The 22803-nt window shown below is 74.9% G+C and carries 18 protein-coding genes; 10 read left to right on the top strand and 8 right to left on the bottom strand.

All coding sequences use genetic code 11. From position 1 onward, the window contains the following. Positions 1–2: 2 nt before the first annotated feature. A complete protein-coding gene (locus ACF089_RS15355; RefSeq protein WP_392026262.1) occupies positions 3–887 on the bottom strand; it encodes a helix-turn-helix domain-containing protein in 885 nt (294 codons plus the stop codon). A 340-nt stretch (positions 888–1227) separates the two neighbouring features. Here ACF089_RS15355 and ACF089_RS15350 point away from each other — a divergent pair, with 340 nt between their 5' ends. Next, positions 1228–2988, top strand: coding sequence for a beta-galactosidase family protein (locus tag ACF089_RS15350; protein WP_392026260.1), 1761 nt, complete (start codon positions 1228–1230; stop codon positions 2986–2988). Positions 2989–3222: 234 nt separating this feature from the next. On the opposite strand, the gene ACF089_RS15345 is transcribed toward ACF089_RS15350, so the two are convergent. Together ACF089_RS15345 and ACF089_RS15340 are read right to left on the bottom strand one after the other, a co-directional pair. Then, entirely contained in the window at positions 3223–6354 is a 3132-nt protein-coding gene (locus ACF089_RS15345; RefSeq protein ID WP_392026258.1) for an endo-alpha-N-acetylgalactosaminidase family protein, read from the bottom strand. Positions 6355–6611: 257 nt separating this feature from the next. After that, positions 6612–7340 (bottom strand): S1 family peptidase, encoded by a 729-nt coding sequence (locus ACF089_RS15340; protein ID WP_392026465.1) that lies wholly within the window; start codon positions 7338–7340, stop codon positions 6612–6614. Positions 7341–7598: 258 nt separating this feature from the next. Here ACF089_RS15340 and ACF089_RS15335 point away from each other — a divergent pair, with 258 nt between their 5' ends. Then, complete coding sequence (locus ACF089_RS15335; protein ID WP_392026256.1) at positions 7599–8486, top strand: hypothetical protein; 888 nt, start codon at positions 7599–7601, stop codon at positions 8484–8486. A 22-nt stretch (positions 8487–8508) separates the two neighbouring features. Next, complete coding sequence (locus ACF089_RS15330) at positions 8509–10011, top strand: ankyrin repeat domain-containing protein (protein WP_392026254.1); 1503 nt, start codon at positions 8509–8511, stop codon at positions 10009–10011. A 264-nt stretch (positions 10012–10275) separates the two neighbouring features. Here ACF089_RS15330 and ACF089_RS15325 read toward each other — a convergent pair whose 3' ends face one another. Both ACF089_RS15325 and ACF089_RS15320 read right to left on the bottom strand, forming a co-directional pair. After that, a complete protein-coding gene (locus tag ACF089_RS15325; protein WP_392026253.1) occupies positions 10276–11157 on the bottom strand; it encodes an SDR family oxidoreductase in 882 nt (293 codons plus the stop codon). A 1-nt stretch (position 11158) separates the two neighbouring features. Next, positions 11159–11911, bottom strand: coding sequence for an SDR family oxidoreductase (locus ACF089_RS15320; protein ID WP_392026251.1), 753 nt, complete (start codon positions 11909–11911; stop codon positions 11159–11161). Between the two features lie 57 nt (positions 11912–11968). Here ACF089_RS15320 and ACF089_RS15315 point away from each other — a divergent pair, with 57 nt between their 5' ends. From ACF089_RS15315 to ACF089_RS15295, 5 genes are all read left to right on the top strand, one after another. Then, entirely contained in the window at positions 11969–12718 is a 750-nt protein-coding gene (locus ACF089_RS15315; protein ID WP_392026250.1) for an enoyl-CoA hydratase family protein, read from the top strand. After that, positions 12715–13557, top strand: a complete 843-nt coding sequence (locus tag ACF089_RS15310; RefSeq protein WP_392026248.1) for a CoA transferase subunit A — start codon at positions 12715–12717, stop codon at positions 13555–13557. Before ACF089_RS15315 ends, ACF089_RS15310 begins: the two co-directional genes overlap by 4 nt. 140 nt (positions 13558–13697) lie before the next feature. Beyond that, complete coding sequence (locus tag ACF089_RS15305) at positions 13698–14432, top strand: CoA-transferase subunit beta (RefSeq protein WP_392026246.1); 735 nt, start codon at positions 13698–13700, stop codon at positions 14430–14432. Beyond that, positions 14429–15487 (top strand): NAD(P)H-dependent flavin oxidoreductase, encoded by a 1059-nt coding sequence (locus ACF089_RS15300; RefSeq protein WP_392026245.1) that lies wholly within the window; start codon positions 14429–14431, stop codon positions 15485–15487. The genes ACF089_RS15305 and ACF089_RS15300 overlap by 4 nt, the downstream gene beginning before the upstream one ends. A 232-nt stretch (positions 15488–15719) precedes the next feature. After that, positions 15720–16589: a hypothetical protein gene (locus ACF089_RS15295; RefSeq protein WP_392026244.1), complete on the top strand. Its 870-nt coding sequence runs from the start codon at positions 15720–15722 to the stop codon at positions 16587–16589. 588 nt (positions 16590–17177) lie between these two features. Here the strand turns inward: ACF089_RS15295 and ACF089_RS15290 are convergent. From ACF089_RS15290 to ACF089_RS15280, 3 genes are read right to left on the bottom strand one after another with little or no spacing between them, the layout of a single operon-like run. Then, positions 17178–18335 (bottom strand): acetyl-CoA C-acetyltransferase, encoded by a 1158-nt coding sequence (locus tag ACF089_RS15290; RefSeq protein WP_392026242.1) that lies wholly within the window; start codon positions 18333–18335, stop codon positions 17178–17180. 20 nt (positions 18336–18355) lie between these two features. Beyond that, entirely contained in the window at positions 18356–18964 is a 609-nt protein-coding gene (locus ACF089_RS15285) for a TetR/AcrR family transcriptional regulator (protein ID WP_392026241.1), read from the bottom strand. 15 nt (positions 18965–18979) lie between these two features. After that, positions 18980–19849, bottom strand: coding sequence for an SDR family oxidoreductase (locus ACF089_RS15280; protein WP_392026239.1), 870 nt, complete (start codon positions 19847–19849; stop codon positions 18980–18982). 50 nt (positions 19850–19899) lie between these two features. Here ACF089_RS15280 and ACF089_RS15275 point away from each other — a divergent pair, with 50 nt between their 5' ends. Both ACF089_RS15275 and ACF089_RS15270 read left to right on the top strand, forming a co-directional pair. After that, positions 19900–21045 carry an acyl-CoA dehydrogenase family protein gene (locus ACF089_RS15275; protein ID WP_392026237.1) on the top strand — a complete coding sequence of 382 codons (1146 nt, stop codon included), beginning with the start codon at positions 19900–19902 and terminating at the stop codon, positions 21043–21045. After that, positions 21045–22061, top strand: a complete 1017-nt coding sequence (locus tag ACF089_RS15270) for an acyl-CoA dehydrogenase family protein (RefSeq protein WP_392026235.1) — start codon at positions 21045–21047, stop codon at positions 22059–22061. The genes ACF089_RS15275 and ACF089_RS15270 overlap by 1 nt, the downstream gene beginning before the upstream one ends. Positions 22062–22803: the final 742 nt, after the last annotated feature.

The following is a 22803-nucleotide window of genomic DNA, read 5'->3' as shown; positions in this document are numbered from 1 at the left end:
GCTTACGTGGACGGCGTGGCGATCGTCGGCGGATGGTCAGGGTCTGGGACACGGTCGCTCCAGCCGCCGGGCACGGCGCGCGCCTGCTGTGCGCGGAAGCGGACCGGAGCGGATCCGACACGGCGGGTGAAGAGCCGGGAGAAGTAGGCGGGGTCCTCGTAGCCGACGCGGCGGGCGACGGCGGCGACGGGCAGTTCGGTGGCGGCGAGGAGTTCCTTGGCGCGGCCGAGGCGGATGGAGAGCAGATAGTCCTTGGGGCTGCACCCCGCGCCCCGGCGGACGGCGGCGCGCAGCTCGGCGGCGGTCATCCGGTGGCGGGCGGCGTGCTCGGCGACGGAGAGCGGGAGGAAGGCGTCGCGGGCGAGGGCGGCCAGGACGGGGTCCCCCGCCGGGTCGGTGTCGGCGCGGGCCCGGCGCAGCGCGACGAGGAGTTCGTGGACGGCGGCGGCGGTCTCGACCTCCAGCAGCGGGTTGCCGCGCCGGGCGGCGCGGGCTATCCGGCCGACGGCGGCGCGCGGCCCGGCGGTGTCGGAGAGGGGGACGACGCTGCGGTCGGCGTCGATGTAGCCGAGTTCGGTGTAGGCGGCGGTGGCGGGTCCGTCGAAGTCGACGAAGCTCTCGTCCCAGCCGCCGGGGTCGCAGCCGTAGTGGTGCGGTACGCCGGGGGTGATCCAGATCAGGGCGGGCGCGACGACGGCGGTGCGCCGTCCGTCGGGGGTGCACAGCCAGCCGCTGCCCGCGCTGATGACGACGGCGACATGGTGGTCCAGGACGCGGGGGCCGACGGCGGGGAGCGCGCCGTGCTGGAGGCCGACGCCGAGGCAGACGAGTCCGAGGCGGTGGTGGAGCGGGCTGGGGGTGAAGTAGCGCATCCAGGTGTGGTACATCCGCCGTCGCCCCTACTCCGGTGGCCGGCGCTCGGGCCGGCGCGTGCGTGTGCTTGCGCGCTTGTGCGTGTGCGTGTGCTTGCGTGCGTGTGCCTGTGTGCCTGTGTGCCTGTGTGCCTGTGTGCCTGCGTGCCTGCGTGCCTGCGTGCCTGCGTGCCTGTGTGCCTGTGTGCCTGTGTGCGCGTGCGCATATGTGCGTACACAGGTGTACGTGTGCATGTGTACGGGGACTCGTCCCTGAGCCTGTTCGCGCCCCCGGACAAGTCCTGCGCGTTTGTGTCCAAACAGCGCCGATCTTTGTCCATGGACCGGTCCGCCGCCAGAGGACGATGGTGGTGGAATGGCGGATTTCGGCGTGGGTGAGAAGGATTTCGAGCTGGACGGGCGGCCGGTGCGGCTGCTGTCGGGCGCGCTGCACTACTTCCGGGTGCACGAGGCGCAGTGGGACCACCGGCTGGCGATGCTGCGGGCGATGGGGCTCAACTGCGTCGAGACGTACGTCCCCTGGAATCTGCACGAGCCCGCGCCCGGGCGGTTCGCGGACCCGGGGGCGCTCGGCCGTTTCCTGGACGCGGCGCACCGGGCCGGGCTGTGGGCGATCGTGCGGCCCGGCCCGTACGTCTGCGCCGAGTGGGAGAACGGCGGGCTGCCGCACTGGCTGACGGGACGGCTGGGCAGCCGGGTGCGGACGGCGGACGAGGAGTATCTGGGGCGGGTGGCGGACTGGTTCCGGGAGCTGCTGCCGCAGGCGGTGGAGCGGCAGATCGACCGCGGCGGGCCGGTGATCATGGTGCAGGTCGAGAACGAGTACGGGAGCTACGGCAGCGACCGGGAGTACCTGCGGCGGCTGGCGGAGCTGCTGCGCGGCCTCGGGGTGCGGGTGCCGCTGTTCACCTCGGACGGCCCCGAGGACCACATGCTGACCGGGGGTTCGGTGCCGGGGGTGCTGGCCACGGCGAACTTCGGCTCGGGGGCGCGCCGGGCCTTCGAGACGCTGCGCCGCCACCGGCCGGACGGTCCGCTGATGTGCATGGAGTTCTGGTGCGGCTGGTTCGACCACTGGGGCGAGGAGCCGGTGGTACGGGAGGCGGAGGACGCCGCGGCGGCGCTGCGGGAGATCCTGGGGCTGGGCGCCTCGGTCAATGTGTACATGGCGCACGGCGGGACGAGCTTCGGCGGCTGGGCGGGGGCGAACCGCACCGGCGAACTCCAGGACCGGGCGCTCGCGCCGACGGTCACCTCGTACGACTACGACGCGCCGATCGACGAGGCGGGCCGCCCCACGGCGAAGTTCTGGCGCTTCCGCGAGGTGCTGGCCGAGTACGCCGACGGGCCGCTGCCCGAGGTGCCGCCCGCGCCCCCGGCGCTGGCCGGGCCGGTGCGGGCGGAGCCGGCCGGCTGGGTCCCGCTGGAGGGGGTGATGGAGCTGCTCGGCGATCCGGAGCGGGAGAGTCCGATGCCGCCGACCTTCGAGGAGCTGGACGTGGACCGCGGTCTGGTGCGCTATCGGGTACGGGTGCCGGGGCCGCGCCGCCCGTACCCGCTGCGGGTGACGGGGCTGCGCGACCGCGCGACCGCCTATGTGGACGGCCGCCCGGCGGGGTCGCTGACGGAGGAGTGGGACGCGCTCCCGGAGCCGGTGGCCGGGCCGGCCGAGGTGGAGCTGTGGGTGGAGTCCCTGGGCCGGGTCAGCTACGGCCCCCGGCTGGGCGAGCCGAAGGGGATCACCGGCGGGGTGCTGCACGAACGGCAGTATCTGCACGGGGTACGGGCCCGGGGGCTGCGGCTCTCCGCCTTCGTGCCGGAGTCGGTGTCCAAGGCTCCGTTCCGCCCGGCCCCGGGCCCGGGCGGCGGCGCGGGGCTGTACCGGGCGGCGGCCCGGGTGACGGGCGGGGCCGGGGACGCCCGGGTGCGGCTCGCGGGGTGGGGGCGGGGTTTCGTGTGGGTGAACGGGGTGTGCCTGGGGCGGTACTGGGACGTCGGGCCGCAGCGCTCGCTCTTCCTCCCGGGGCCGGTGCTGCGGGCCGGGGAGAACGAGGTGTGGGTGCTGGAGCTGGAGACGGCGGGCGAGGCGGTGGTGATCGCCCCGGATCCCGGGTGACCGGACGGGGTCGTACCGGACGGGGTCGTACCGGACGGGGACGGACAGGACACGGACGGACCGGACGGGGTCGGACCGAGCGGGGCGGCGGGCCCGTTCATGGGTGGGCCCGCCCGTCCGCATCGGGGGGGAAGGAGCGGACGGGCGGGCCCGGGCGGCCCGTCGGGGGGACGGGCCGGTCCGGGGAGGGCCCGGGGCCCCGATCCGCGGGCCCGGGCCGGTCGGGGCGAGACCCTAGATCTCGCGGACCTCGAAGGCGTCCAGGACGAACTCCGACTTCCAGGCGTCGGCGACCTTCCGCAGCCCGACCCAGGTCTCGCCCTCGTCGGGCGCGGTGAACTCGTACTCCCACACGGTCGGCGAGGTCGCCACGGGGATCGGCTCACGGCTCAGCTCGCGGTCGTCCGCGCCGGTGATCCAGGCGTACTGGCCCGCGTGCTCGTTCTCGTAGCGGAAGGAGACCCGGTAGCGGCGGCCCGGCGCGAAGCGGACCGTGTGCTGCACGGTCCGGTAGACCAGGCCCTCGTTCTCGCCGCGTGACTTCAGCGACTCGGAGCCGTCTATCACGTCGTCGATCGCCTTGCCGTTCCAGCCGCGCTGGGTGAAGGGGGCGTGGCGCTGGGCGATATGGGTGCGCGGATCGGTCGCGCCGCCCGCGTCGCCCTTGACGAAGACGCCCCAGCCCTGGGGGACGTTCTCGAAGTCCTCGTACGCCAGCGCGCCCTCCTTGCGGGTCGGCCGCGCCGGGACGACCCGCAGATTGTCGAAGCGGACCCGGGCGTTCCCGGCCGCCGCGCGCAGGGCGAGGGTGACCGGGCCGCCGCCCTCGGGGACGGTGAAGTAGGTGAACATCCGCTGGAAGCGGGTGCCGTGCTTGCGGTCGGCGGCGACGAAGTTGCCGGCCGTGGAGACGTCCGTCCAGTTCGCCGCGGTCACCCCGTCGGCCGTGCGGACCTCCAGGCTCGCCCGGCGGCGCTCCCCCGCGCGCTCCCCCACCTCGACCTGGACGGAGGCCGCGTAGTCGCCGGGCCTGAGCCGTTCGAGCCGCTGGCCGGCCCAGGCCGCCGCGCCCGCCGCGATCACCAGTTCGTAGTCGCCGAGGGAGCTGAGCCGCACGGAGGCGGGCCCGCCGGTCCGCCAGCCCTCCAGCGTGCCGGAGTTGAAGCCGGGGTCGTGCAGCCCAGTCGCCTCGCCCCAGCCGGGGTCCCCGACGGCCCGGGCCCGGGTGCGGTGGACGACGTACGGCTGATCGGGCTCGGCGTCGACGGTGATCCGGCCGGAGCGGACCGGCAGCTCCCGCTCGTACACCCGGCCCTGGTCGGTGAGGCGGTACAGCACCACCTTCGACGCGCCCGCCCAGCCGCGCGGCAGCCGCCATGTCGTGACGCCCCCGGCCGGGTTGTAGTGGTAGAGCCGGGCGGGGTCGTGGGCCCGGCGCGGCTCCCAGGGGAGGAGGTAGACGCCTCCCTCGTACACCGTCCGGCCGTCGGTCTCGATCCGGCGGACGCCTCCCGTGTCGGAGACGGAGACGGCTCCCGGGCCGAAGAAGGCGATCTCGTGCTCGGTCCAGCGCTTGATGGGATACGCCTGGAGGTACTTCGCCGGCAGCGACTCGGTCCAGATCAGCCGGTAGAAGGTGTTCCAGTCGGTCTTGCCGACCCAGCCCTCGAAGTTCCCGGTGCGCGGAATGCCCAGCAGGGTGGGCCAGCGGTCGGCGAAGACGTCCTTCTGGTGGTTGCGGACGAAGCGGATGAGCTGGGAGTTGATACCGCGTGAGGAGTCGGGGCCGTAGTCGACCTCGGTGGCCCAGTGCGCCCAGAGCGACGAGCGCTCCAGCCCGTGGCCCCACTCGGTGGTGATGTGCCAGCCCTGGTCGCGCAGAGCGCGCTGGAGCCGGTCCGAGGTCCAGCCGGACTCGCGGAAGACGTCGATGTAGAGCGTGTTGAGCGCGGGGTCGGTCTCGGCGCGCAGATCGGCGAAGCGCCGCACGATGTCGCCGCTGACCAGATCGCGCCGCTGGTCGATGCGGTAGGACTGGTCGAGCCAGTCCCACTGCTCGTTCTTCTTGTCGACGAGGGTCTCGGAGAAGGAGCGGGCGACCGGGTAGGACTCGGTCGCGTTCACATGGACGCCGAAGTCGCTGTTCCACCGGCGGCCCCTGCGGAGCAGGGTGTTCAAATCGTCCAGCCCGCCGGCCCGCCGGTTGTGGTTGCCCGCGTAGTCGGGGTGGGCCGAGTCGTGGCCCTCGGACTGATAGCCCTTGAGCAGGGTGTACTGCCGCAGCCCGTCCGTCGCCAGGGAGATCCGCTTGACCTGGTCGAGCGTGGCGAGGAAGGGGTTGGTGGCCTGCGAGGCGAAGTTGAAGGGGATGTGCGGGACGACCCGCAGATGCTGCTCCCCGGCCCCCAGCGGGGAGACCATGATGTCGCGGAAGGCGATGGCCGCGTCCTGCCAGTCGACGACGCCGTCTCCGTTGCGGTCACGGGTGATGACGACGGTGGCGTACGGCAGCGGCTCGACCGCGTCGACGGGGGCGGTGGCCGCGCGGTGGGTCCACTGGCCGGGAGTGAGCCGGGCGCTGACGTGTCCGCCGCCCGCCGTCGTCTGCCGCCAGAGCCTGCCGTTGTCCCAGGTGGTGCCCGCGGCCCCGGTGGGCTTGTCGTAGACGGTGTTGGTCTCGATCGCGCCGCCGAGCCGGTCGTGCGAGAGGACCGCGTAGGCGCAGCCGGTCGGCGCGGCCTCGGCCGGGGTGGCGGGGGTGAGGGTGATGTGGGTGTCGCCGTCGCCCGCCTTGTCGAGCTGGATCCGCGCGGCGCGCAGGGCCGCGCCCGGCTGGTCGCTGCGGACGGAGAGCAGGGACAGCCCCGGGATCTCCAGGGTGCCCACGCGCAGCGCGTCGGTGTCGGCGATCCGGGTCACCCGCCAGTGGACCCGGCGGTCCTCGACCCGGATCTCCACATCGATCTCGGTGGGCCCGAAGGAGAGGGTGTACGCGACCCGGTCGCGGCGGGCCCTGGCGGTGACCCCGCCGGGGGTGCGGGCCACCGAGTCGATGAGGACGGAGGCGATCGGCGACTCCTGCCCGTACAGCTTCGCGCCGGTGCCCCGGTCGGTGTACGAGACGACGCGCGGGAAGCCGCTGTCGACCAGGACCTCCAGATCGGGCGAGCGCAGCACGGTCTCCCCGCGGGGCGCGGCGAGGGCGGCGGACGGCGCGCCGACGGCGACGGAGGCGCCGGCCAGGGCGGTGGCCGCCACCACGGTCCTGCGGCTGGGGCCGGCATCGCTTGCGTACACGCTCGTCCTCCTCGGTGACGGGGATTCCTGTAGAGGCCAATCTGCGCCGGGAGGGGGGAGGACGCCCATGGACAAAGGCGGGGCAGGTGTTGGACTAATAGCGTCCGACACCTGCCCCGCCGGTGCTGCCGCCGGCCGGGTCCCGCGGTCCGCGTCGCGTGGGAGGGGCGCGGTCCTCGCCGGAGGGTCGCGGGCCGGTCCGCCGGGCCGGTCGGTCCGTCCGGTCGCGGGCCGGTCCGCCCGGGTGGCCCGGTCGCGGGTCCGGTCCGTCCGGTCGCGGTCCTCGTCAGAAGGGCGCGGTCCTCGTCAGAGGTTCACGGTCCTCGTCAGAGGGTCGCCGCCGCCGCCTTGATGTCCGCGGCGAAGTGGGAGACCTGGGCGTAGACGCCGGGGTAGTTGGGCCGCGCGCAGCCCTGGCCCCAGCTCACGATGCCGACCTGGATCCACTCGTTGTTGTTGTCGCGGCGGAACATCGGGCCGCCGGAGTCACCCTGGCAGGTGTCGACGCCGCCCTGGGTGTAGCCGGCGCAGATCTCCTCCGCGTCGACCAGGCTCGGGTAGGACTGTCCGCAGGAGGAGTCCGAGACGAACGGGACCGTCGCCTTGAGGAGGTAGCGCTGCTGGGCGCCGCCCTCGCGGGCCGAGCCCCAGCCGGCGACGGTGAAGGTGCCGCTGTCGTAGGCCGTGGTCTCGGCGATCTTCAGGGTGGCCCGGTTGATCGGCGTGGCGAGCTTGATCAGCGCCCAGTCCTTGCCGGTGCCGTTGTAGCCGGGGGCCTGGAGGACCTTGGTGGACTTGACCTTGATCGCGCTGGTGCTCTGGAGGTCCACCACACCGCCGGTGACGGTGATGCTGGTGTTGTTGCCGGAGCCGTTCACACAGTGCGCGGCGGTCAGGACTATCTGCTGGGTGAGCAGCGAGCCGCCGCAGCCCATGGAGAGCCGGACCATGAAGGGGAACTCCCCCTGGGCGGCGCGGGTTCCGCCGACGACGGGCGGGGCGCCGGCGGCCGACGCGGTGGCGGAGGCGGGTTGGACACTGGCTGCCGCGAGCATGACGGCGCCGAGCACTGCACACCTCTTGAGCGTACGGAGAAGCTTCAACGGCCTGCCCTTCGTGGGGGGTTGAGGACTGCGTCCCGGTGGGGGCGCATGCCGAACGGCACATCGTCGTCTGACATGAGCCCGACAATCTGATGATCGGGATTATGGGGAGTGCGCCCGGCGCGCCACAAGGAGCAGATTTCGGCCACGGTGCGCGGGGGTGCTTAGAGTGAAGGGGGCCGGCCGTCGTACAGGGGGGTACGGAGCGTGGTGGCGAAGGACAGCGAGGTCGTGCACGGCTTTCCGCATCTCGACACGGTGCGCGCGGCGATCACCGCGCTCTACCGCAGGCTCTCGCCCGACGGCGTGCTGTCGTACGCGCCCAGCGTCCTCCCCGCCGACGTCGCCTTCTCCGACCACGACGATCTGCATCTGGGCGCCCAGCTGGTGGCGCGCGCCCTGGTGCGGCATCTGCGGCTGCCCGACGCCCGGATGATCGTGAGCTTCCGGGAGATGGAGCACGCGGCGAGCGTGGAGCTGACCGCGGGGCCGGAGTACTTCATCGAGCTGAACGACCGCTTCCGCAGACACCGGCGGGACATCGGCGCGGCCCTGGCCCATGAGATCACCCATGTCCTGCTGCACCGGCTCGACCTGTCCTTCCCCGGCACCCGGGACAACGAGATCCTCACCGACACCGTGACGACCTATCTCGGGGCGGGGTGGCTGCTGCTCGACGCCTTCCGCGAGGACCGGCTGACCAGCCAGAAGCTCGGCTATCTCACCCCCGAGGAGTTCGGCTATGTGCTGGCGAAGCGGGCGCTGGCCTTCGACGAGGACCCCTCGCCGTGGTTCACCAGCCCCCAGGGGTACACCGCGTACAAGAAGGGCCGCGCCCAGGCGCTGCGGGACGCCCGGCAGCCCCCGCTGACCACGGCCGGATGGGCGGCCGCGCACCGGTACGCCAAGGCGCGGCGGCACGCGGCCGAGCACGCCGCCGAGGCGACCGGGGAGGGGTACGCCTTCGAGCCCGGACCGGACGGCCCGCGTGTCTCATTCGCGTGCCCCGTCTGCCGGCAGCGCGTCCGGCTCCCGGTGCGGGGGCGGGTGCGGGCCCGGTGCGGACTGTGCCGGAACATTCTCGAATGCGACACGTGAGCGAGTTCCGTACTCTCCGGGCATGACGAGTGGGGCGGGTCGGCTGTTCGAGGCCGTGTACGGAGCCGACGAGGACGCCGTCGTACGGCTGTTGCGGTCCGGGGTCCCGGCGGAGGCGGTCGACGAGGACGGGGAGAGCGTGCTCCACCGGGCGGCGGTGGACGGGCGGACCGGGATCGTCCGGCTGCTGCTGGCGGCCGGGGCCGATCCGGACCGGGCGTGCGGCGACGGCTCGTTCGAGGGCGGCGATCTGCCGCTGTGCGGGGCCGCGGCCCACGGCCACGAGCGGACCGTACGGGCGCTGCTCGCCGCAGGCGCGCGGCCCGATCTGCGGGAGGCCTTCGATCGCACCGCGCTGGTCTGGGCGGTGCGATACGGCCATCCGGGCACGGTCCGGGCGCTGCTGGAGTCCGGCGCGGACCCCGCGCTCCCCGACGGCGAGGGGGTGACCCCCCGGACGCTGGCCGTACGGCAGGGCTCGTCGCCGGTCGTCCGGGCGCTGCTGGAGTCCGGCGCTGGGACGGCTGAGCGTCTGGCGCTGCTCGCGGAGGCCCGCGCGTGGCTGGGGCGCGATGTGGAGCGGGAGCTGCGCGCCGGGCTGACGGCGGCGTACGGGGAGGGTCTGGAGCTGACCGCGCGCCGGATCGTGGAGGACGGCGGGGTGACCGTCGTGGTCGGGGCGGTGCGGGACGGCGCTCCGGGCCCGGCGGCCGAGCGGCGGACCGGGCACGCGGCGATCGTGACGATGCTGGAGGCCGGGCTCGGGATCCGGACGCCCTGCGCGGAACTCGCCGAGCGGGCGCTGCGCGGCGGGCCCCGGGGCGTCGACAACTGGCGGGAGCAGGTGCTGACGCTCGGCGGCCGCGCCGACGAGGAGACGCTGATCGCGGCCGAGGCGTGGTGCGCGGACGCCGATCCGCGGCGGCAGGCGTTCGGCGCGGACGTGCTCGGGCGGCCGGGGCCGCCCGGGCCGCTCGCCGCGCGGGCCGTGGCGGCGCTGCGCGCACTGTCCCGCCGGGCGCGGGACGCCGAGCCGGTCCTCGCGGCGGTCGCCGGGCTGGGGCTGCGCGGGGATCCGTCCGCCCTGCCGGAGATCGCGCGCCACGCCGGGCATCCGGACCCGGCGGTGCGCCGTCAGGTGGCCGAGTCGCTGCCGGGGGCGGTGGCGACGGAGCCGGAAGCGCCGCCGGTCGCGGTCGCGGCGCTGATCGCGCTCTGCCGGGACCGGGCGGCGAGCGTGCGCGACCGCGCGGCCCACGGCCTCGCGGGGCTGCGCGCCGACACCCCCGCCCTCCGCGACACGCTCGCCGGACTGCTCGACGCCCCCGACGGCGGCCGCCCGGTCGCCGACGCCGCCCTGGGCCTGGCCCTCCGCCAGGACCCGCGCGCCGAGGCGGCACTGCTGCGCCTTCTGGAGGAGGCGGACCCCGACCCGTACGCCCTCACCACCGCCCGGGAGGCGACCGCCCTGATCCACGACGCCGCGATCCGCCGCCGCCTGGAGGGGGCGACGCCTCGCCGGTGAGTCCGCGGGAGCGGGTGCGCCCGGGGGCGCGTACACCCGTGGGCGGGGCGCGGGGCTCCGGGCGCGGCCCGGGCTCGGCCGAATGGGGGGCCGCCGGTCGGCGACCGCCGGGGGCGGGCCTTCGCTGAGCCGCTGCCGCGGACGGGTCGGCGTCGAGCGACCGCGGTGGACCGGGCCGCCGCTCAGCCGCCGCGGACAGGCCGCCCGTTCAGAGGCTCCGGCAGACAGGCCGCCGTCAGCGGCTCCCGCGGGCGGGGCCGCCGCTCAGCCGCTGCCGTAGACGGGCCCCGCGGGCTCAGCGGCGGACAGCAGGCGGCGGGCGGCGTCGCCCGCGGCGGTCGGGGTCCAGTGGGAGGGGGCGTGGGCGGTGGGGCCGGGGCGCCAGCCCTCCATGACGGTGACGCGGCCCGCCTCGGCCTCGAAGACCCGGCCGGTCACCCCCGTACTGGCGGCCGAGCCCAGCCACACCACCAGCGGGGAGACGTCCTCCGGCAGTCCGGTCAGCCCGGCGAAGATCTCCTCGGTCATCCGGGTGCGGGCGGCCGGGGCGATCGCGTTGACCTGGACCCCGTAGCGGGCCAGTTCGGCCGAGGCGACCAGGGTCAGAGCGACGATCCCGGCCTTGGCGGCCGCGTAGTTGCCCTGGCCGACGCTGCCCAGCAGCCCCGCGCCCGAGGTGGTGTTGACGACCCGGGCGGTCACCGGCCGGCCCGCGCGCGACTGTGCCCGCCAGTGGGCGGCGGCGTGCCGCAGCGGCAGGAAGTGGCCGGTGAGATGGACCCTCAGCACCGCGTCCCAGTCGTCATCGGCGAGATTGACGAGCATCCGGTCGCGCAGGAAGCCCGCGTTGTTGACGAGGGTGTCCAGCCGTCCGTACGTCTCCAGCGCGGCGGCGATCAGCGAGGCCGCCCCCTCGGCCGTCGCGATGTCGCCGTCGTGGGCCACCGCCCGGCCGCCCGCCGCCCGGATCTCGGCGGCCACCGAGCGCGCCGGGTCCGCCGACCCGCCGGATCCGTCGCGGGCCGCGCCCAGGTCGTTGACGACGACCCGGGCCCCCTCGGCGGCGAACGCGAGGGCGTGGGCGCGGCCGAGGCCCCGGCCCGCTCCCGTCACCGCCACCACCCGGTCGGTGCAGATACCCGTCATCTCAGTCCTCCCGGTGGGCTGTCGCGGCGTCGAGGAAGGCGGGGCGTTCGCCGCCGCCGTGCAGATGGAGCGCGGCCCCGCTGACGTAGGCGGCCCGTTCCGAGGCGAGGAAGACGGCCGCGTCGCCCGCCTCGGCGGGTTCGGCGAGCCGGCCGAGCGGGACCGTGCGGCCGACGGCCGCGACGCCCCGCTCGTCCCCGTAGTGCAGATGGGCGAGTTCGGTGCGGACCATCCCGAGGACCAGGGTGTTGACCCGCACCTCGGGCGCCCACTCCACGGCCATCGAGCGGGCCAGGGACTCCAGTCCGGCCTTGGCCGCGCCGTACGCCGCCGAGCCGGGCGAGGCCCGGCCGCCGCTGACGCTGCCGATCATCACGATCGAGCCGCGCGCGTCGCGGAGATGGGGGCGGGCGGCGAGCGAGGCGGTCAGCGGGGCGGTGAGATTGAGCGCGACCACCCGCGCGTGGTGGTGCGCCGCGCCCTCGGCGAGCAGCCGGTGCGGGGTGCCGCCGGCGTTGTTGACCAGGGTGTCCAGCCGGCCGTACCGCTCGACGACGGTGTCGAAGAACGGCCCGGCGGCGGCCGGGTCGCGCAGGTCCAGGGGGATGAACTCGGCCCCGTCGACGGGCGTCCCGGGCGGTCGGCGCGCGCAGATCACCACCCGTGCGCCCGCCCGCAGAAAGGCCCGTGCGATGCCCGCGCCGACTCCGCGCGTACCGCCGGTGACGACAGCGACCCTCCCGTGCAGCTCCATCCGCTGCTACCTTCCTCACCTAACAAATGTTTGGTGAGGAAGGTAGCTGATCCTGCCATGGGTGTCTCCACCGCGAACCCCGCCGACGGAATCCGTGTCGTCACGGCCGACTATCCGCCCGTCAACGCCCTCCCGGTCCAGGGCTGGCACGACCTCGCCGACGCGGTCCGGGCGGCGGGCCGGGACCCGCGGGTCCGCTGTGTGGTGCTGGCCGCCTCGGGCCGCGGCTTCAACGCGGGCGTGGACCTCAAGGAGATCCAGCGGGACCCCGGCCACGGCGCGCTGCTCGGGGCCAATCGGGGCTGCTTCGAGGCGTTCGCGGCGGTGTACGAGTGCGAGGTGCCGGTCGTCGCCGCCGTCCAGGGCTTCTGTCTCGGCGGCGGCGTCGGACTCGTCGGCAACGCGGACGTGATCGTCGCCGCCGACGACGCCGTCTTCGGACTGCCCGAGCTGGACCGGGGCGCGCTCGGCGCGGCCACCCATCTGGCCCGGCTGGTCCCCCAGCATCTGATGCGCGCCCTGTACTACACCTCCCGCACCGTCACCGCCGCCGAACTCCACCGGCACGGCTCGGTCTGGCGGGTGGTGCCGCGCGCCGGGCTCGACGGCGCGGCCCTGGAGCTGGCGTCCGAGATCGCGGGGAAGGACGGCGGTCTGCTCCGGCTCGCCAAGACGGCGCTCAACGGGGTCGATCCGGCCGATGTCCGCCGTGACTACCGCTATGAACAGGGCTTCACCTTCGAGGCGGCGCTCAGCGGCACGGCCGGCCGGGTCCGCCGGTCCTTCGGGAAGGGGGAGCCGGCATGACCGACAAGACCATGACGGCCGAGGAGGTCGTCGGCAGACTGCGCAGCGGAATGACCCTCGGGATCGGCGGCTGGGGCTCACGGCGCAAACCGATGGCGCTGGTGCGGGCGCTGCTCCGGTCCGAGATCACCGATCTCACCGTGATCTCCTACGGCGGACCCGACATCGGCCTCCTCGCGGCGGCGGGCCGGATCCGCAAGCTGGTCACCGCCTTCGTCACCCTGGACTCGATCCCCCTCGAACCGCACTACCGCGCCGCCCGCGAGCGCGGCGACTTCGCCCTCACCGAGATCGACGAGGCGATGTTCATGTGGGGTCTGCACGCCGCCGCCAACCGGCTGCCCTTCCTGCCGGTGCGGGCCGGCCTCGGCTCGGACGTGATGCGGGTCAATCCGGAGCTGCGCACGGTGACCTCCCCGTACGGGGACAGCGAGGAGTTCGTCGCCGTACCGGCCCTGCGGATGGACGCGGCGCTGGTCCACCTCAACCGGGCCGACCGGCGCGGCAACGGCCAGTATCTGGGCCCCGAGCCGTACTTCGACGATCTGTTCTGCGAGGCGGCGGAGTGCGCGTACGTCTCCTGCGAGCGGCTCGTGGACGGATTCGCGGACGCGGTGCCGCAGACGCTGCTGGTGGGGCGGCAGACGGTGACCGGGGTGGTGGAGACGCCCAACGGGGCGCACTTCACCTCCTGCGCGCCCGACCACGGACGGGACGAGCCGTTCCAGAAGATGTACGCGACCACCCCGTGGGAGGCGTTCGCGGAACGGTTCCTGGGGGGCGACGAGAAGAGCTATCAGTCCGCCGTGCGCGGCTGGCACCGGGAGCGGACCGCGTGACGGGGGCGGGGAGGGGCGCCGGGGGCGGGCCGCGAGGACCGGAGGCGCGGGACACGGGGGGCGGGCCGCGAGGACCGGGAGGGCAGGGCGCCGGGGGCGGGGCCGGGGCCGCACGGGGAGGGCAGGGCGCCGGGGGCGCCGTGACGCGCGCCGAGCACTGTGTCGTCGCCTGCGCCGAGACCTGGCGCGACAACGGAGAGGTGCTGGCCAGCCCGATGGGCACGATCCCCTCCGTCGGGGCCCGGCTCGCCCGGCTGACCTTCTCCCCCGACCTCCTCCTCACCGACGGCGAGGCCCTGCTGACCCGGCCGGGCGGCGCGGTGGAGGGCTGGCTCCCGTACCGCAGGCATCTGGCGATGGTCAGCGGCGGACGGCGGCACGTGATGATGGGCGCGAGCCAGCTCGACCGCCACGGCAATCAGAACATCTCCTGCATCGGCGACTGGGAGCGTCCCGCGCGCCAGCTGCTCGGCGTCCGGGGCGCGCCCGTCAACACCCTCAACAACCCGGTCAGCTACTGGATCCCCCGGCACTCGCCGAGGGTCTTCGTGGAGCGGGTCGACATGGTCTGCGGCGTCGGGTACGACCGCGCCGCGGCCGCCGGGCCGAGCGCGACCCGCTACCACAGCATCCCGCGCGTCGTCTCCGACCTCGGCGTCTTCGACTTCGCCACCCCCGACCGCACGATGCGGCTGGCCTCGCTCCACCCCGGGGTCACCGTGGAGCGGGTCCTGGAGGCGACCGGCTTCCCGCTCACGGTGCCCGACGCCGTCCCGTACACCCGCGACCCCACACCCGAGGAGCTGCGGCTGATCCGCGAGGTCATCGACCCGGACGGGCTGCGGGACCGCGAGGTCGGGGCGGGGGCGCGATGAGGACCGCGCTCACCGAACTGACCGGGGTGGCCCGGCCGGTCGTCCAGACCGGGATGGGGTGGGTGGCCGGGCCCCGGCTGGTCGGCGCCGTCGCCGAGGCGGGCGGGCTCGGCATCCTGGCCTCGGCCACGATGACCCCGGAGGAGCTGCGGCGGGCCGTGCGCGAGGTGCGCTCCCGTACCGTCCGGCCCTTCGGGGTCAATCTGCGCGCCGACGCGGCGGACGCCCGCGAACGGGTGCGGATCATCGTGGACGAGGGCGTCCGGGTGGCGTCCTTCGCGCTCGCCCCCTCACGGGAGCTGATCGCGGAACTCAAGGACGCGGGCGTGGTGGTGATCCCCTCGGTCGGGGCGCGGCGGCACGCGGAGAAGGTGGCCGCCTGGGGCGCGGACGCGGTGATCGTGCAGGGCGCCGAGGGCGGCGGGCACACCGGCGAGGTCGCGACGACCGTACTGCTCCCGCAGGTCGTCGACGCGGTCTCCATCCCGGTGATCGCGGCCGGCGGATTCCGCGACGGCCGGGGGCTGGTGGCGGCGCTGGCGCTCGGCGCGGCGGGGATCGCGATGGGCACCCGCTTCCTGCTTACCTCCGACTCCACCGTGCCGGACGCGGTCAAGGCCCGCTATCTGGCCGCGACGGTGGCGGACGTGACGGTGACGACCGCCGTGGACGGGCTGCCGCACCGGATGCTCCGTACCGAACTGGTCCGCTCCCTGGAGGGCCGGGGGCGGGCCGGGACCCTGATACGGGCGGTGCGCCGCGCCGCCGCGTACCGGAGGCTGTCGGGGCTCTCCTGGGCGTCGATGGTCCGCGACGGGCGCGCGATGCGGCACGGCCGGGAGCTGACCTGGAGTCAGGTGCTGCTCGCCGCGAACGCGCCGATGCTGCTGCGGGCCTCGATGGTGGAGGGGCGCACCGATCTGGGGGTGATGGCCTCGGGACAGATCGCGGGCGTGATCGAGGATCTGCCGAGCTGCGCCGAGCTGCTGGAGCGGATCATGGCGGAGGCGGCGGAGACGGTACGGGGGCTTCCGGTGTCCCCCGGACAGGTGTAGTCGGATCGGTTGACCACCACGAACACAGCTCCGGCAGCGCGTGCCGGGAGGGGGCCCGGGCGGCGGCCCCCGGGGCGGCCCGGGGGCCGGGCGCAGGGCCGGGGCCAGCCCGGGGGCGTTCCGGCGTTCTTATCTGCTTGTCTCGGCCCCGCCGGCCCGGGCCGGGGAACGGCGGCGCGGGGCGCGGGTCGGCGCGGCGGGAGGTCCGGGGCCGTTCCCGGCGCCCGGCAAAATGCCGCCCATGGAAGCCATCGCTGACACCGCCGTCATCACGCCCCGCCGTCTGTGGACCCTCTTCGAGCCGATCCACGCCGTCACCTACTTCGCCCCCGAGGCCGTCGCCGCGTTCGAGGAGGCCGGGCTGCGCGGCTTCTGGCGCGGGTACTTCGCCGGGCGGTCCGCGCCGCTCGGGGGGCTCGCCCCGGAGCCGGTGACGGCGGCGTTCTGCTCCTTCGCCCCCTCCATGGTGGCCCAGGCGCTGCCCTCGGTCTGGGAGACCGTACGCCCCGAACGGACGCTGGAGGTGCGCCGGGAGGGGGCCCGGGCCGCGCTGACCCGGCTGCTCGCGGGGCATGAGGCGGAGGTGGAGCGGGCGGCTGAGCTGCTGGCCGGGGCCGCCGGGTCGCCCGACTGCACGGGCCGCCCGCTGGCCGCCGCCAACGTCGCGCTGCCCTGGCCCTCGGACCCGCTGGACCGGCTGTGGCACGCGTCGACGATCCTGCGCGAGCACCGCGGGGACGGCCATGTAGCGGCGCAGGTCGCGGCGGGTCTGGACGGGTGCGAGATTCTCGTGCTGCGGGTCGGCATCGATCTGCCGCGCAGCGAGCTTCAGCCCTACCGGGGGTGGACGGACGCCGAGTGGGACGCGGCCGCCGAGCGTCTGATCGACCGAGAGCTGCTGACCCCCGACCGCCGGGCGACCGACGCCGGGCGCGACACCCTCACCACCATCGAGACCGCCACCGACCACGCGGCCGCCCGCCCCTGGGCGTCACTGGACACGACAGACCTGGACCGCGTGCTCCTCCCGCTCGCCTCGGCGGTGGCCAGGACGCTGCGTTTTCCCAATCCGATCGGGCTTCCGCTGCACGGGGGTGCGTGAACTCCGGCTCCGCCGGCGTTTGAGGCACGCGAATCCCGGCTCCGCCGGTGCCTGGGGCACGTGCACCTCAGCCCCGCCGGTGCCTGGGGCGCGTGCAACTCAGCCCCGCCGGTGCCTGGGGCGCGTGCAACTCAGCCCCGCCGGCACCTGGGGCACGTGCACCTCAGCCCCGCCGGTGCCTGAGGCGCGTGCAACTCAGCCCCGCCGGCGATTGAGGCGCCGGGTCCGGGGCGGAGCCCCGGAAAGGACCGGACCCGGATCGTCCACCACACGCACCCCGAGGCACAGGACCGTCCTCAAACGCCGGACGGGCTGGATTTGCCCACCGCCCGGACAGCGGCATTGCGGTCCCGTGAAGACGCCACAGCCCCGCCACTGCTTGAGGCACGAGAAACCCTGCGCCACCGACGCTTGAGAAACGCGAATCCCGACCCCGTCGGCACCTGGGGGGCCGTGCACCTCAGCCCCGCCGACACCTGAGGCACGTACATCCCAGCCCCGCCGGCGATTGAGGCGCCGGGGCCAGGGCCGGGGCCTTTCGGGGCGCGGGCGCCATGGTCGTGGAGGCGGCGGACCGTGCTCGCGGGCTCAGAGGCGTTCGAGGATGGTGACGTTCGCCTGGCCGCCGCCCTCGCACATGGTCTGGAGGCCGAACCGGCCCCCGGTGCGCTCCAGTTCGTGGAGGAGGGTGGTCATGAGCCGGGCTCCGGTCGCGCCGAGGGGGTGGCCGAGGGCGATCGCGCCGCCGTTCGGATTGACCCGTTCCGGATCGGCCCCGGTCTCCTTCAGCCAGGCGAGGACCACCGGGGCGAAGGCCTCGTTGATCTCGATCAGATCCAGGTCGTGGATGGACAGACCGGTCCTCGCCAGGGCGTGCGCCGTCGCCGGGATCGGCGCGGAGAGCATCTGGATGGGGTCGCCGCCGCGCACCGACAGGTGGTGGACGCGGGCGCGGGGCGTCAGCCCGTGGTCGCGTAACGCCCGTTCGCTCGCGATGAGCAGCGCGGCGGCCCCGTCGGAGACCTGGGAGGAGCAGGCGGCGGTGATGGTGCCGCCCTCCCTCACCGGGGCGAGGGCCGCCATCCTCTCCAGGGTGGTGTCCCGGCGCGGCCCCTCGTCCTCGGCGACGGGGCCGTACCCGGCCGTCTCGCGTACGAAGCGGCCCTCGTCGATCGCGCGGACCGCCCGCCGGTGCGAGCGGAGCGCGAACTCCTCCTGGTCGCGGCGGGTGACGCCCCAGTGCGCGGCGATCAGCTCCGCGCCGTGGAACTGATCGACGGGCCGGTCGCCGTAGCGGGCCCGCCAGCCCGCGCTGCCAGCGAAGGGGCCCTCGGTGAGCCCCAGCGGCTCGGCCGCCCGCCGGGAGGCGAAGGCGATGGGGATCTGGGACATGCTCTGGACGCCGCCCGCGACCACGAGGTCCTGGGTGCCGGAGAGCACGGCCTGCGCGGCGAAGTGCACGGCCTGCTGCGACGATCCGCACTGCCGGTCGACGGTCACCCCCGGCACCTCCTCGGGGAGCCCCGCCGCCAGCCAGGCGGTCCGGGCGATGTCGCCGGCCTGCGGGCCCACCGCGTCCAGACAGCCGAAGACGACGTCCTCGACGGCGGCGGGGTCGACGCCGGCGCGGTGGACCAGGGCGGTGAGGACGTGCGCGCCGAGGTCGGCGGGGTGCGCGGCGGCGAGCCCTCCGCGCCGCCGGCCGACCGGGGTGCGTACCGCTTCGACGATGTAGGCCTCGCCCATGACGACTCCTCGGGGGTTGACTACCGTACGGCGATCCCGTCCAGCACCATCGACAGATACTGGCGGGCGATCTCCTCGGGGCTGTGCTGCCCGCCCGGCCGGTACCACGACGCGGCGACCCACACCGTGTCGCGGACGAACCGGTAGGTCAGCCGGACGTCGAGGTCGGCGCGGAAGGCCTCTTCCGCGACTCCGCGCTCCAGGGTGCCGAGCCAGGCCCGTTCGAAGGTGCGCTGGGACTCGGCGAGGTAGTGGAAGCGGGGCTGTGCGGCGAGGTGGCGGGACTCGCGCTGGTAGATCGCGACGGCCGAGCGGTGCCGGTCGATCTCCCGGAAGGACTCGGTGACCAGGGCCTCCAGGGTCTCCCGGGGGCCGAGGCCGGCGGCGAGCACGGCGTCGTACCCCTGCCACAGCTCGGTCAGGAAGGTGGAGAGGATCTCGTCCAGCATCGATTCCTTGGAATCGAAGTGGTAGTAGAGACTCCCCGCGAGCATGCCCGCCTCGTCCGCGATCCTGCGGACGGTGGTGGCGTTGTAGCCCTGGGCGGCGAACACCTCGGCGGCGACGCCGAGAAGTTCGCTACGGCGCTCGGGTGAGGCCGTCACCTGGTTCTTCTTCGTATTCGGCACGCTCTCATTGTCCGCTCACGCGCGCTGGCTGCTGACGGAGACCGTCTCGCCGGTGAGGTACGAGGAGTAGTCGCTCGCCAGGAAGACGATGGCGTTGGCGATCTCCCAGGGCTCGGCGGACCGGCCGAAGGCCTCGCGGGCGGTGAGTTCGCCGAGGAGTTCGGCCGAGGTGACCTTCACCAGGTGGGGGTGGGCGGCGAGGCTGGGGGCGACCGCGTTCACCCGTACGCCGTACTCGGCCGCCTCGATCGCCGCGCACCGGGTGAGCGCCATGACGCCGGCCTTGGCGGCGGCGTAGTGGGCCTGGCCCGCCTGGGCGCGCCAGCCGAGCACGGAGGAGTTGTTGACGATCACTCCGGGGCGGCCGGCGGCGCGGAAGGAGCGCAGGGCGGCGCGGACGCAGCGGAAGGTGCCGTTCAGGGTGACGTCGAGGACCCGGTCCCACTGGGCGTCGGTCATCTCGACCAGGGCGGCGGTGCCGCCGAGCCCGGCGTTGTTGACGACGATGTCGAGTCCGCCGTGTTCCTCGGCGGTCCGCGCGAAGAGCGCCCGGACCTGGGTCTCGTCGGTGACGTCGCAGGGCAGCGCCGTGACCGCGCGGGCCCCGAACTCGGCGACGAGGGCGGCCCCGGTCTCGGCGAGTCTGCGGGGGTGGGCGTCGCTGACGACGATCCGCGCGCCCTCCTCCAGGAATCGCCGGGCGGTCGCGCCGCCGATTCCCGTGCCGGCGGCGGCGGTGAGGACGGCGGTGCGGCCGGCGAGGAGGCCGTGGGCGGGGACGTACGCGGGCGGGCGGCCCTTGTCGCTCCCGTCGCCCTTGCCCTTGTCGTCGCCGTGGCCCTTGTCGTCGCCGGTGTTCTCGGTGTCCACCCTGTTGTCCGCCACGCGGGCACGTTAACCTACCAAACACTTGTTAGGGAAGGACGTGTGTCCGTATGGATCTGCACTGCTCCCCCGAGGACGAGGAGTTCCGGGCCGGGGCCCGCGAGTGGCTGGCCGCGCACACGCCCCGGACGCCGCTGCCGTCGCTGGAGACCCGGGAGGGGTTCGCCGCGCACCGCGCGTGGGAGGCGGAGCTGGCCGGCGGCCGCTGGTCGGCCGTCTCCTGGCCCCGGCGGTACGGCGGCCGCGACGCCGGTCTCACGCGCTCGCTGCTCTTCGAGGAGGAGTACTGGGCGGCGGGCGCGCCCGGCCGGGTCTCGCAGAACGGGATCAGCCTGCTCGCGCCCACCCTCTTCGACCACGGCACCGAGGAGCAGCGGGCCCGGGTGCTGCCGCCGATGGCGCGCGGCGAGGTGATCTGGGCCCAGGCGTGGTCGGAGCCGGAGGCGGGATCGGATCTCGCGGCCCTGCGGTCGCGCGCGGAGCGCACGGCCGGGGGCTGGCTGCTGACGGGGCGGAAGACCTGGTCGTCGCGGGCCGCGTTCGCCGACCGGGCCTTCGGGATCTTCCGTACGGAGCCGGGCGCGCCCCGGCCCCATCAGGGGCTGAGCTGTCTGATGTTCGATCTGTCGGCCCCCGGGGTGACGGTCCGGCCGATCGGGCGGCTCGACGGGAAGCCCGCCTTCGCCGAACTCACCCTCGACCGGGTCTTCGTCCCGGACGGGGATTTGATCGGGGAGCCGGGGCAGGGCTGGCGGATCGCGATGTCGGCGACCGGGAACGAACGGGGGCTCACCCTCCGGCCGCCCGGCCGGTTCCTCGCGGCGGCGGACCGTCTCGTCCGGCGGTGGCGGGTCTCGGGCCGGACGGCGGAGACCGGGCTGCGGGACCGGGTCGCGGACGCGGTGATCGGGGCGCGCGCGTACCAGCTGTACGCCTGGGCGGGGGTGGCGCGGTTCGCGCGGGGCGAGGCGATCGGGGCGGAGTCCAGTATGAACAAGGTCTTCTGGTCGGAGTACGATCTCGCGCTCCACGAGACGGCGCTCGATCTGCTGGGCGAGGAGGGCGGGTTCGCGGACACGGAGTGGGCCGAGGGGCATCTCTTCGCGCTGGCGGGGCCGATCTACGCCGGGACCAACGAGATCCAGCGCGACATCGTCGCCGAGCGGCTGCTCGGCCTGCCGAAGGGCCGCCGCTGATGCGTTTCGCGCTGACGGATGAGCAGCTGGCGTTCGGGCGCTCGCTGGGCGGGATGCTGGCGGCGGCGGATGTGCCGGGGGCGGCGCGCGCCTGGGCGACGGGCGACCACGGGCCGGGGCGGGCGCTGTTCGGGCGGCTGGCGGAGGCGGGGGTGTTCGCCCTGGCCGCGCCGGAGCGGGACGGCGGGCTGGGGGTGCTGCCGGTGGAGCTGACGGTGGCCTTCGTCGAGCTGGGCCGGCACGCCGTGCCGGGGCCGCTGGCGGAGACGGTCGCGGCGGGGGTGCTGCTGACCGGGCTCGCGGAGGCGGGGGATCCGGTGCCGGGGCTGGTGCCGGGGCTGCTGGCCGGGCGGCCGGCGACGGTGGTGCTGCCGGGCGGCGGGGCGTACGCGCTGGACGCCGACGCGGCGGACCCGGTGCTGGTGGTGGAGCCGGGCCCGGCGGGGTCCGCCTCGCTGCGGGCGGCCCCGGGGCACGGGCCGCTCAGGGGCGGGACCGATCCCGTGCGGCGCTCCGCAATCCCCTCCGGCGGCGGCCGGACGCTCGCCGAGGGCGGGGCGGTGGCGCGCTCGGCGGCCCGCGCCGGGGAGTTCGCCCGGCTGCTCACGGCCGCGCAGTCGCTGGGGCTGGGGCTCGCCCTGCTGGAGCGGACCGTGGCGTACGCCCGCTCCCGCCACCAGTTCGGCGCGCCCATCGGGTCCTTCCAGGCGGTCAAGCACCGCCTCGCCGACATCCTCATCGCCCTGGAGTTCGCCCGCCCCCTGCTCTTCGGCGCGGCCCTCACCCTCGACTTCCGGGACATCGCCGCCGCCAAGACCGCGACCGGCGAGGCCGCGTACGCCGCCGCCCTCACCGCCCTCCAGCTCCACGGGGCGATCGGCTACACCGACGAACTCCCCCTCTCCCTCCACCTCCGCAAAGCCCGCCCCCTCCGCGACGCCTGGGGCTCCCCCTCCCACTGCCGCGCCCTCCTCCTCACGGACCACCCACCACCCCTCCCCCCACGAAGCCCATAAGGCCCCACCCCGCCGCCCGTGCCGCCTGCCCCGCCCACCCCGATCGCCGACGGACAACCCCGACCCCGCCGCCGATCGACACACGCGAGCCCAGAAAGCCCGGCACCGCCGCCGATCGAGGCGCGCGAGCCCAGAGACCCAGCCCCGCCGGCGATTGAGGCGCGGGGCACGGGGCGGAGCCCCGCAACACACCCGAACCCAACCCGCTCACCCACCCACCTCGGGGCCAGGTCCGTCCTCAAACGCCGGACGGGCTGCGTTTGCCTTCCGGCCCGCCGGCATACGGGGCGCGGGCTCCACATCTCAGCCCGGTCGGCGATCGAGGCGCAGGGCCCGGGCAGAGCCCCGGTGAAGCGGTCGGGTGAGGGTGGGGCAGGCTCCCAAGGCGCAGGCAGAGCCTGGCTTGCCGCTCCTGGCGCGCGGGTCCGTCCTCAAACGCCGGACGGGCTGGGTTAGTCCTCCCGGACCGCCGACGTACAGGGCGCGGGCTCCACACCTCAGCCCCGCCGGCGATTGAGGCGCAGGGCCCAGGGCGGAGCCCCGCAACACACCCGAACCCAACCCGCTCACCCACCCACCTCGGGGCCCAGGTCCGTCCTCAAACGCCGGACGGGCTGGGTTTGCCTTCCCGGACCGCCGACGTACAGGGCGCGGGCTCCACACCTCAGCCCCGCCGGCGATTGAGGCGCAGGGCCCAGGGCGGAGCCCCGCAACACACCCGAACCCAACCCGCTCACCCACG

This window comes from Streptomyces sp. NPDC014894, assembly GCF_043080985.1.
In the GTDB taxonomy this organism is placed as follows: Bacteria; Actinomycetota; Actinomycetes; order Streptomycetales; family Streptomycetaceae; genus Streptomyces.
Note: the sequence above shows the minus strand (reverse complement) of the source record. Positions and strands in the feature narration are given on the sequence as shown.